At 58.2% G+C, this 10970-nt stretch carries 11 protein-coding genes; 8 read left to right on the forward strand and 3 right to left on the reverse strand.

What is annotated here, in order from left to right; genetic code table 11:
• Positions 1-21 precede the first annotated feature (21 nt).
• The 3 genes from Q1M54_RS07205 to Q1M54_RS07215 all read left to right on the forward strand — a co-directional run bounded on the left by Q1M54_RS07205 (position 22) and on the right by Q1M54_RS07215 (position 2212).
• A complete protein-coding gene (locus tag Q1M54_RS07205; protein WP_300555708.1) occupies positions 22-1287 on the forward strand; it encodes an NAD(P)/FAD-dependent oxidoreductase in 1266 nt (421 codons plus the stop codon).
• 152 nt (positions 1288-1439) lie between these two features.
• Positions 1440-1652, forward strand: coding sequence for a 30S ribosomal protein S21 (rpsU, locus tag Q1M54_RS07210; protein WP_019428257.1), 213 nt, complete (start codon positions 1440-1442; stop codon positions 1650-1652).
• 113 nt (positions 1653-1765) lie between these two features.
• Positions 1766-2212: a GatB/YqeY domain-containing protein gene (locus tag Q1M54_RS07215; RefSeq protein WP_300555710.1), complete on the forward strand. Its 447-nt coding sequence runs from the start codon at positions 1766-1768 to the stop codon at positions 2210-2212.
• 37 nt (positions 2213-2249) lie between these two features.
• Here Q1M54_RS07215 and Q1M54_RS07220 read toward each other — a convergent pair whose 3' ends face one another.
• Together Q1M54_RS07220 and pmbA are read right to left on the reverse strand one after the other, a co-directional pair.
• Positions 2250-3140, reverse strand: coding sequence for a DMT family transporter (locus Q1M54_RS07220; RefSeq protein WP_300555712.1), 891 nt, complete (start codon positions 3138-3140; stop codon positions 2250-2252).
• A gap of 13 nt (positions 3141-3153) precedes the next feature.
• The gene (gene pmbA / locus Q1M54_RS07225) at positions 3154-4551 is read right to left on the reverse strand and encodes a metalloprotease PmbA (RefSeq protein WP_300555714.1); all 1398 of its coding nucleotides are present in this window, start codon (positions 4549-4551) and stop codon (positions 3154-3156) included.
• Positions 4552-4654: 103 nt separating this feature from the next.
• On the opposite strand from pmbA, the gene yjgA reads away from it, so the two are divergent.
• Both yjgA and mog read left to right on the forward strand, forming a co-directional pair.
• The gene (gene yjgA, locus Q1M54_RS07230) at positions 4655-5314 is read left to right on the forward strand and encodes a ribosome biogenesis factor YjgA (protein ID WP_300555716.1); all 660 of its coding nucleotides are present in this window, start codon (positions 4655-4657) and stop codon (positions 5312-5314) included.
• Complete coding sequence (mog, locus tag Q1M54_RS07235; RefSeq protein ID WP_300555718.1) at positions 5307-5903, forward strand: molybdopterin adenylyltransferase; 597 nt, start codon at positions 5307-5309, stop codon at positions 5901-5903. Before yjgA ends, mog begins: the two co-directional genes overlap by 8 nt.
• Before the next feature lie 340 nt (positions 5904-6243).
• On the opposite strand, the gene Q1M54_RS07240 is transcribed toward mog, so the two are convergent.
• Positions 6244-6555, reverse strand: coding sequence for a hypothetical protein (locus tag Q1M54_RS07240; protein WP_300555720.1), 312 nt, complete (start codon positions 6553-6555; stop codon positions 6244-6246).
• Here Q1M54_RS07240 and rpoD point away from each other — a divergent pair.
• From rpoD to Q1M54_RS07255, 3 genes are all read left to right on the forward strand, one after another.
• Positions 6530-8800: an RNA polymerase sigma factor RpoD gene (gene rpoD / locus Q1M54_RS07245; protein WP_300555722.1), complete on the forward strand. Its 2271-nt coding sequence runs from the start codon at positions 6530-6532 to the stop codon at positions 8798-8800. The genes Q1M54_RS07240 and rpoD overlap by 26 nt on opposite strands.
• Before the next feature lie 257 nt (positions 8801-9057).
• Positions 9058-9717, forward strand: a complete 660-nt coding sequence (locus tag Q1M54_RS07250) for a Crp/Fnr family transcriptional regulator (protein WP_300555723.1) — start codon at positions 9058-9060, stop codon at positions 9715-9717.
• Positions 9718-9746: 29 nt separating this feature from the next.
• The gene (locus tag Q1M54_RS07255; RefSeq protein ID WP_300555725.1) at positions 9747-10970 is read left to right on the forward strand and encodes an HlyD family efflux transporter periplasmic adaptor subunit; all 1224 of its coding nucleotides are present in this window, start codon (positions 9747-9749) and stop codon (positions 10968-10970) included.

Below are 10970 nucleotides of genomic sequence, written 5' to 3' on the forward strand. Positions count from 1 at the left end.
GCCCCCTTACACTCCTTCGCCATGAGTACATGGGATGTGGTGATCGTGGGAGCCGGGGCTGCCGGTTTGTTTTGCGCGGGCTTGGCGGGCCAGCGCGGGCTGAAGGTGTTGGTCATTGACCACAGCGACAAAATCGCCGAAAAAATCCGCATTTCAGGCGGCGGGCGCTGCAATTTCACCAACCGTTTGCTCGACGCATCGGCCCCGCAAAAGCACTTCATCAGCCAGAACCCGCACTTTTGCCGCTCGGCACTGTCGCGCTACACACCGCAAGACTTCATCGATCTGGTGCAAAAACACGGCATCGCTTTCCACGAAAAACACAAAGGCCAACTGTTTTGCGACCACACGGCCGAAGACATCATCCGCATGCTGCTGTCCGAGTGTGCCGCAGGCGGCGTAGACATCCGCTCAGGCTGCAGCGTCCAATCGGTACAAGCCGAACCTGGTGAACCTGCACCTTCGGGTGAAAGCACCCGGTACACCCTTGCCACCAGCGATGGCCACCTGCAGACCACGTCTTTGGTGGTGGCGACAGGCGGCTTGTCCATCCCCAAAATCGGCGCCAGCGACTGGGGCTACCGCATCGCCTGCCAGTTTGGCCTGCGCCTGGTGGCGCAACGCCCCGGGCTGGTGCCCTTGACTTTTGATGGCGCCGCTTGGGCGCCCTATGCACAATTGTCCGGTCTGGCCTTGCCCGTGGGCATCGAGACGGGTGAGAAAAAGGCCCGAATGCACTTTGACGAGGACCTGCTGTTCACGCACCGGGGCTTGTCCGGGCCGGGCGTTTTGCAAATCTCGAGTTACTGGCAAGAAGGCACGCCAATCCGCCTGAACCTCGCGCCAGACATGAACCTGCCAGAGCGTCTGCAAGAGGCCAAATTGCGCTCCAAAAAGTTGTTGGGCAACGAGCTGGCCACCCTCGTGCCCAGCCGCTTGGCCGAAGCCTGGGTGAGCCAAGAGCCGGCCTTGCAACGCACTGCTGCCGATGTGCCCGACAAGGCCTTGCACAAACTGGCCGAAGCACTGTCCAAGTGGACGCTCACGCCCACGGGCAGTGAAGGCTACAAAAAGGCCGAAGTCACGTTGGGCGGGGTGGACACGCGCGATGTGTCATCGCAAACCATGGAGTCCAAACAACCGGGCCTCTACTTCATTGGCGAGGTGATGGACGTGACGGGTTGGCTGGGCGGTTACAACTTTCAGTGGGCCTGGGCCAGTGGCCATGCGTGCGCAGAGGCCTTGGCAGAGGGTGCTTTACCCCTTTCAAAGGCCAATAACGCCTGAATTTTGGGATTTCATGGCTATAATCACAGGCTTTGCTGGCAAACCCCCGTCTGCCAAATACTAGTTCGTGACGGGGATCCGCCGTAACTGGCTTTCAAGGGCCCGATCTCCCTTGCTTGCGCAGCCGGCACATTTTTGGAAACTTTGATTCAATGACCACCATCCGCGTGAAAGAAAACGAGCCGTTTGACGTTGCCCTGCGTCGCTTCAAGCGCACCATCGAAAAACTCGGCCTGCTGACCGACCTGCGTGCCCGCGAGTTTTACGAAAAGCCCACCACTGAGCGCAAGCGCAAGAAGTCGGCCGCCGTCAAGCGCCACTACAAGCGCGTGCGCAGCATGCAGTTGCCCAAGAAGATGTATTGATCTTCTGATTTGTACGACCTGACAAGGTCTGCAAACAAGCCCGCTGGAGGACGCTCAGGCGGGCTTTGTTGTTTCTGATTTCCTTTTTTAAATTGCCATTCTTGGAGCCTTTCATGAGCCTGAAAGAACAGATCACCGAAGACATGAAAACCGCGATGCGGGCCAAAGACGCCGAACGTCTGGGCACCATCCGCTTGCTGCTGTCGGCCATGAAGCAAAAGGAAGTGGACGAGCGCATCGAACTGGACGATGTGGCCGTGGTGGCCATCGTGGACAAACTCATCAAACAGCGCAAGGACTCGATCGCCGCTTTTGAACAAGCTGCTCGACAGGACTTGGCCGACAAAGAAAAAGCCGAAATGGCTGTGTTGTTGGCTTACCTGCCTGCACGCATGTCGGCCGAAGAAGTCACAGCGGCCGTGCAGGCCATCGTGGCCAAGTTGGGTGCCAAAGGGCCAGGTGACATGGGCAAGGTGATGGGCGCCGTCAAAGCCCAGTTGGCGGGCAAGGCCGATATGGGCCAAGTGTCCGCAGCGGTGAAGGCGGCGCTGGCAGGCTGATGCGCCAAGGGGGCTGATGGATGGGCTCTGAAGGCAATCAGGCCTGCAAAATCAGCGCAGCCCCGGCCACAGCCAAAACCGCCCCACCCCAAGCCCCCCAAGCTGGGCGCCGGCGGTACACACCCCACAGCAACGGCAAAAGCAAGATGGGGGTGAGTGATGAGAAAATGCCGACCAAATTGGCCTGCCCGGTATGCAGCGCCTGCAAGATCAAGGTCATGCCCAGTGCCATGGCCACCGCGGCACTGGCCCAGGTGTTGAACAAGGTCTTCGCATCCAACGGGTTTTGCACTTTGGCCACTTGAGCCCCGGCCCACAGCAGCGCCAAGTGCGCCAAGAAACTGGCCGAGGTGCGCACCGCCGAAGCCGACACCGTATCCACCCCTGAGGCCATCAAGGGCTTGATCATCAAGGTGGCCACCGACTGGCACAAGGCCGCCACCAGCCCCAGCACAACACCTGTCCACAAAGACCCTTGGGTGTTTTCCCAAGCATGGGTCTCGCTCTCGCGGCGGCCCCACACAATCGCCACCATCACGCCCGAGACCAGCAAGCTGCCACCCACCAAAGTCCAACCCCACAGGGTCTCGCCCAAAAACAGCCAGGCCAGCAAAGTCGAGAACAAGGCATGTGTGGCAAACAGCACGCCACTGCGGCGGGGCCCCAAACGGTTCATGCAGGCAAACAGCGCGGTGTCGCCAATGAAGATGCCAATCAAGCCCGACAAGGCCAGCAAGGCCACGCTTGAGGCATCCAAGCTGCGCCATTGCCCGGTGAACAGCGCCAGCGCCCACAGCAAGGTCAGCGCAAAAAACAAGCGCCAGCGGGTGAAGGCAAACGCACCCATTCGGCTGGAGGCCGCAGCCGAAAACAAACTGCCCACCGCCCACGACAAAGCGGCCAGTGCCGCCAAAAGTTCGGCCTGCACAGCGCGGCAGGCCTTAGCTGCCTGCCAGCTTCATGCGGTTGACCAAGATGGAGCCGGTGGATTTGGCCCCCATGTTGTAGGTGTCAGCGCCCACCGCCTCGATGCCCATGAACATGTCTTTGAGGTTGCCCGCGATGGTGATCTCGTGCACCGGGTAAGCGATCTGCCCGTTTTCCACCCAAAAGCCGCTGGCCCCGCGTGAATAGTCACCGGTCACGTAGTTCACCCCCTGGCCCATCAGCTCGATCACGAACAAGCCCGTGCCTAACTTTTGCAGCATGGCGTTGAGATCGTCACCCGGTTGTGTCAGGCGCGAAGTCATGGACAGGTTGTGCGAACCGCCCGAGTTACCCGTGGTCTTCATGCCCAATTTGCGGGCCGAATAGCTCGACAAAAAGTAGCCCTCCACACGGCCGCCCTTGACCACTTGGCGGCGCGCCGAGCGCACGCCTTCGTCGTCAAAGGGCGAACTGCCTTTGCCGCGCAAGATGAAAGGGTCCTCTTCGATGTCGATGTGCTTGGGGAACACCTTTTTGCCCAAGGAGTCGAGCAAAAAGCTGCTCTTGCGGTACAGCGCCCCGCCGCTCACGGCCTGCACAAAACCGCCCAGCAAGCCTGCCGCCACAGGCGACTCAAACAGCACCGGGCATTCGGTGGTGGCGATCTTGCGCGCCCCCAAGCGGGACAAGGCGCGCTCTGCGGCGTAACGGCCCACCGCGTCCACAGAAGCCAACTCGTCGGCTGAGCGCATCGAGGTGTACCAGGCATCGCGCTGCATCTCGGCATTGCGGCCCGGCAACTTGGCGATCGGTGCAACCGAGACGCTGTGGCGCGAGCTGGCATAACCACCCCGAAAGCCATGCGTGTGGGCGCTGAAAAAGTGGCTCTGCTGGGCCGATACGGCCGCGCCGTCGCTGTTGGTGATGCGGCGGCTGGTTTTGAGCGCTGCGGCTTCGCATTGCAAAGCAATGCGAGCGGCCTCTTCGCTGTTGATGCTCCAAGGATGGAACAAATCCAGATCGCGGTGGTTCGTTTCGATGTCGGCCTCATCGGGCAAGCCGGCAGTCGGGTCTTCGGCGGTGAAGCGGGCGATGTCATAGGCCGCTTGTACAGTCCGCTCAATGGCTGCCTTGGAGAAATCCGAGGTGCTGGCATTGCCCCGGCGGTGGCCCACATACACCGTCACGCCCAGCGACTTGTCACGGTTGCGCTCCACGTTTTCCAGCTCGCCCTTGCGCACACTGACCGACAGACCGCAACCCTCTGAAGCCTCGGCTCCTGCATTGGTGGCACCCAGTTTTTTGGCATGCGCCAAGGCGGTGTCGACCAAGTCTTCAAAATGGTCGCGCGAGTAACTGAAACCGTCGTGGGCATGCGCATGTGTTGCGGTGGCGGGGGCGTTTTTATTCACAGAAAGAATCTCGAAAAAATGGCGGACGCTGGGCCCGCAGTGGCCGCTATGATACTTGTCACCCAGCCGCTTGCGCTGCATACAAGAACGAGTTTCCCCAGTCATGTCCCGTAAACCCAAAAAAGGCTATTTCGTCCGCGGTCAGTTTGTTGCCGAAGGCAGCGAACTCGACCTGGAGTACAAGCGCGAGCTCAAGGGCGGCCTGGATGGTCCGAGCCGCACCGAACTCAAGCGCGAAAGCACCGAACTGCAAGAACTGGGTACCGCATTGCTCACCCTGCGCCGCGATCTGATGGATGGCCTCGCTTTGCCCGACAAACTGGTCGATGGCCTGGCCGAAGCCAAACGCATCACCAACTTTGAAGGCAAGCGCCGTCAGATGCAGTTCATCGGCAAGCAAATGCGTCTGCTCAGCCCCGAAACCCTGCAGGCCGTGCGCGAAGCCCTCGATATTCAACGTTTGGGCAGCGCCAAAGACACCCAAGCCCTGCACCTGGCCGAAGCCTGGCGCGACCGCCTGATCGCCGACGACGCGGCCGTGGGCGAATGGCTGGCGCACCACCCCCAAACCGACATCCAGCAACTGCGTGCCTTGGTGCGCCAGGCCCGCAAGGACGCCGTGCCCGTGACCAACGCGGCCGTCTCTCAAGGCCTTGCACCGCGCCAAGGCCGTGCCTACCGCGAGCTCTTCAAGCTGGTGCGCAGTGTGCTGACGGACGGCCAAAGCGATGAGGCCCCTGAAGAGGAATCGGAAGATGAGTGAATCCCAGTTTGATCCCATCAAGATTGGCATCGTGTCCATCAGTGACCGCGCCAGTACGGGTGTGTACGAAGACAAAGGCCTGCCTGCATTGCAAGACTGGTTGACCCGTGCGCTGCACAACCCGATCAGCTTCGAGCCGCGCCTGATCCCCGACGAAAAAGACCGCATCAGCGCCACGCTGATCGAACTGGTCAATGCAGGTTGCAGCTTGGTGCTCACCACCGGCGGCACAGGCCCTGCCCTGCGCGATGTCACCCCCGAAGCCACACTGGCTGTGGCCGACAAGGAAATGCCCGGATTTGGCGAACAAATGCGCCAGATCAGCCTGAAGTTTGTGCCGACCGCGATCCTGTCACGCCAGGTGGCCGTCATCCGGGGCCAGAGCCTGATCATCAACCTGCCGGGGCAGCCCAAATCGATTGCTGAAACGCTGGAAGGCCTGAAAGGCGCAGACGGCAAACCGGTGGTGCATGGCATTTTTGCGGCCGTGCCCTATTGCATCGATTTGATTGGCGGCCCTTACATGGAAACCAAGGACGAGGTCTGCCAAGCGTTTCGACCCAAATCCGCCATTCGGCCTGCCCGCTGAGCACCGACTTTCAAGTTGAGGCCCAAACCCTCCGCCTAAAACTACCCGTTACCCAGCACTGTCCATCGGTCTTTGGGTATAATCCATTTTTTCGGCAAGAGCGACAGCAGCACCTCCGGCTAGACCACCGCCATCAGCGCAATGCCCCCATGTGGGCAGGTCACCGTTCCGCAAGGACTGCACACCAAATGTTCGCCCACCACCTTGCCATAGCAGATTGAACGCCAATACAGGCCTAGATCTGTGTCTTAAACCCACGCCCGCGCCGGGATGTATTTGGCGCAGACTGTGTCCGTTTCCTTGTTTGTTTTGATGTTCTGAGGTGTTCGTTCATGCCTGCTCAAAATTCGAAGAAGCCTGCCCAGGCCGCTGCCAAATCCAAAACCGTTGTCAAAGCTTCCGCTGCCAAAAAAGCACCCGCGCCTGCCGCTGTGCCCAAAGCTGCCAGCAAGGTGATCGCCAAAGCACCGGCCAAAAAGCCCGCCCCTGTGGTGAGCAAGGCCAAAGCAACTGCCAAGCTTGCTGCAAAACCCGCAGCAACACCGGCAGCCAAAGCGGTCCCCAGCAAGCTCAAGACATCGGCGAAACCGGCGACTCCTGTCAAGCCTGTGAAGAAAGCTGCATCCGTGCCCGCCAAGAAATCTGAAGCCATTGAAAAAACCCCTGTCGCCAAAGCCAAAGAAGCTGCACCTGCAGTGGAAGTGAAAAAAACGGCCAAAGCAGCCAAAGTCGCTGCGCCAGCAGAAGAGAAAAAACCCGCGGCCAAAAAAGCCGCTCCACTCAAAGCCGCTCCGGTCAAAGTCACTACGGGCGCCAAACGTGGCCCCAAAAAGAAAGGCAGCATCGCCGAGCCGAGTCTTGAGGAAGAACTCGAACTGGCGGCCCTTGAAGAAGACCTGCAAGGCGAACCTGTCGCCGACAACGTGTCGGAGACGGGCGAAAAGGTCAAGCCTCTGCGCATGAAGATCAGCAAGGCCAAAGAGCGCGCCTTGATGAAGGAATTTGGTTTGGACGAAACCGTCCTGACCGAAGCCGAAATGAAACAGCGCCGCGACCGTCTCAAAGCCCTGATTAAGCTGGGCAAGACCCGCGGCTACCTGACCAACGGCGAGATCAGCGACCACTTGCCCGACAAATTGGTCGATGCCGAAACCCTGGAAGTGGTGATCGCCACCCTGAATGACCTGGGTGTGGCGGTCTACGAGCAAACGCCTGACGCCGAAAGCCTGATCATCACGGACAACGCCCCCACAGGCTCGACCGAAGAAGAAGCCGAAGAAGCCGCAGAAGCCGCCTTGTCCACCGTGGACAGCGAATTCGGCCGCACCACCGACCCGGTCCGCATGTACATGCGCGAGATGGGCACCGTGGAACTGCTGACACGCGAAGGCGAGATCGAAATCGCCAAACGCATCGAAGGCGGCTTGATGGACATGATGGCCGCGATCAGCGCATCGCCTGCGACCATCGCCGAAATTCTGCGCCTGGCCAACGAAATCCGCGAAGGCAAGATCGTCATCTCGACTGTGGTGGATGGCTTTGCCAACCTGAACGAAGCCGACGATTACGTGGCCGAAGAAGACTTCGACGAATTCGACGAAGCCGATGACGACGATGGCAAAGGCGGCTCCAAAGCCCTGACCAAAAAACTCGAAGAGCTCAAAGTCCAAGCCCTCGAACGCTTTGACCGCATCACCGAGTACTTCGAAAAAGTGCACAAGGTGTACGACAAAGAAGGCTGGGGCACACCCGCCTACATCAAGGTGCAATCGGCCCTGTCTGAAGAGCTGATGACCATCCGATTCACGGCCAAAACCATTGAAAAGCTGTGCGACATGGTGCGTGGCCAGGTCGACGATGTGCGCAAAAAAGAGCGCGAACTGCGCCGCATCATTGTGGACAAGTGCGGCTACCCCCAAGACAACTTCATTGCCGATTTCAGTGGCCGTGACAAGAACGGCAAACGCATTCCATCCCACCTGCTCAACCTCAAGTGGATTGAAAAGCAAGCCGCTGCGGGCAAGAGCTGGAGCGCGGTCATGGGCCGCAACATCCCGCCGGTGCAAGACCTGCAGCAAAAACTGACCGACCTGCAATCGCAAGTGGTTGTGCCGCTCGATGAGCTGAAAGACATCAACAAACGCATGAACGCCGGTGAACGCTCATCCCGTGATGCCAAGAAGGAGATGATCGAGGCCAACCTGCGTCTGGTCATTTCGATCGCCAAGAAATACACCAACCGCGGCCTGCAATTCCTCGACTTGATCCAAGAAGGCAACATCGGTTTGATGAAGGCGGTGGACAAATTCGAATACCGCCGGGGCTACAAGTTCTCGACCTATGCCACTTGGTGGATCCGCCAGGCCATCACCCGCTCCATTGCGGACCAGGCCCGCACGATCCGCATCCCGGTGCACATGATCGAAACCATCAACAAAATGAACCGCATCTCGCGTCAGCACCTGCAGGAATTTGGCTTTGAGCCCGATGCCTCCATCCTGGCCGAGAAGATGGAGATTCCGGAAGACAAGATCCGCAAGATCATGAAGATCGCCAAAGAGCCAATCTCCATGGAAACGCCGATCGGTGACGATGACGACAGCCACTTGGGCGACTTCATCGAAGACAACACCCACACCGCCCCGATGGACGCGGCGCTGCAAGCGGGCTTGCGCGATGTGGTCAAAGACATCCTGGACAGCCTGACACCCCGCGAAGCCAAAGTGCTGCGCATGCGTTTTGGCATCGAGATGTCCACCGACCACACCCTGGAAGAAGTGGGCAAGCAATTTGATGTGACCCGCGAACGCATCCGTCAAATAGAGGCCAAGGCGCTGCGCAAGCTCAAGCACCCCAGCCGCTCTGACAAACTGCGCAGCTTCATCGACACGATGTAAATCTGCACAGTTCTGCACAAGACAAAGCCTCCCGACTGGAAAGTCGGGAGGCTTTTTTGTTGCGCCCTTCAGTATTTTGTGAACACACCCACAGCCAAGCAATTTTTTTAATTTTTATTTAATTTTTAAATTTATTACTTTTGCCAATAAAGGCCCCACAATGTTCGATAACGAACATTCAGATTCGTTGCGGAAAATTACAGTAATCATCAGTTCTAACAAAAGGGCTAAAAATGTTAAGTCCATTGAATAATCTGATGATCGAGCAGTTGAATGCCGAAAAATACGAAAAACTCATTTCGTACTTTCAGTTGACTTGCCTTGAAACGGGGCAGTTGATCTTTCGGCCTCACGAGGCGATTCAATTCGTTGTTTTCCCCGTGAGCGCCATCATCGCCATGCAAATCGACATCTCGGACGGCTCCTCGGCGGACATTGTCCTGATTGGCAAAGAAGGCATGGTCGGCAGTGGTGTGATGGGCGGCAACCAAAACTTCAGCAGGGCCCGTGTGAAGTTCTCGGGGTTTGCCTACAAATTGCCCTTGAGCGTTTTCCAGTCTGAGCTGGCCCAGGACAGCGCCTTCCTGAAGATCTGGATGGCCGCGACACGGCAAATGATTTTGCAGATCGCCATGCCCACCGTCTGCAGCGGCAAACACAGCAACGAACAACAAATCGTTCGCTGGATCATGAACACCTTGGACAAAACCCAAGGACACACCCTTCAGGTCACCCACCAGGAAATTGCAGACGTTCTGGGCATTCGGCGCGAATCGGTCACCTTGACTGCCGGCAAATTGAGCCATGAGCGCTTGATCAACGTCACACGCGGTCAATTGGAAGTCCTGGACCGCCCCGGGCTGGCCGCCAGAGCTTGCGAGTGCTATCGCGTGATGCATCCCGCCAAAAAGCATTGAACAAGAACCCACCACTTCAGAGCTTGAACATGCTGACCTCCTTGAAAAACGCCAAACGCACCATCGGTGTGGGCATTGCACTGATCGCGGCGGTGGTGCTTGTCCCGGCCTTGGCCAACTTTCAAAGCATCAACGCCATCGTCAACACCCATTACATGGTCATCAAGTCCCCCATAGAGGGCGCCCTGGACGGCTTCAACAAAATGTCTGGCCAGCCCATTGCGCAAGGGGAGGAACTGGTCAGGATCAGCAACCTGCGGTTCAAAGAGAGTGCCGTCAATGAAATGGAGGTGGAGCAAAAAACCCTGAATGAAAGAAGCTTGGGCCTTCAGCAACACCTGAAGAACCTTCAGCAACTGCAAAAAGAGTTGCAAACCCGGGTCGCTGTTCACCGCAGCCACGAATTTCTCCGCTTAGAAGAGCAGCTCGCGCAAGCCAAAGCCGAAAAGAAAGCCCAGGAAAGCCTGATCCGTGAACAACAGTTGCTGGCCCAGCGCAACGCGCTGCTGGTCAAGGAAAACTTCATCTCTCCGGCTCAAAACGAGGCCGCGCAATACGCACTCGAAGTCACCCAAAGCCGACTCGATATTTTTCAAGCCCGCATCCGGCTGCTGGAAACCGAAAAGCAAGCCGTCCAACGCTTTGTCTACCTGGGCGAAGGGCGCAACGACGTCCCCTACACACAGCAACGCTTGGATGACGTGCGCCTGCAAATCACCGACGTTGCCGCCCGACTGCGCGAAAACGAGCGGCGCAGCTCGGATGTTCAATTGCAAATCGACAAGGAGCGAGAAAGCATGGCCTTGGCCCGCGAAGTGCGCATGCTCGCACCCAGCCAAGGCGTGTTGTGGCGCAAATTCGGCAGCAACGGCACCGAAGTCGTGATCGGCACAGACCTCGCCCATGTGATCTCTTGCGACAACCTGTTCCTGGATGTGGCCGTTCCGGAGTCATCGCTCGAATCGTTTCAAGTGGGCAAAGCGGTTCAGTACCGACTGATTGGCAGCACCGCCTGGTTGACGGGCCACATTGATGCTGTGACGGGCAGTGGCAACAACTTGCAAGACGTGACCTTGGTCGCGCAACTGCAACGTGAAAAAAAGGATGCCCGGATTTTCGTGAAGATTGCGTCTGCTGACCTGGACAAAGCCCAAGAAAACTTGTGCTACGTCGGTCGCAAAGTCGATGTCAAAGTGCCGCGCGACTGGCGTCCCTCGGTCTGGCTCAGCCGAGTCAGCGCGTTGTTCACCTGA

Origin of the sequence: Limnohabitans sp. Rim8 (genome assembly GCF_943326455.1) — a bacterium.
GTDB lineage: Bacteria > Pseudomonadota > Gammaproteobacteria > Burkholderiales > Burkholderiaceae_C > Limnohabitans_A.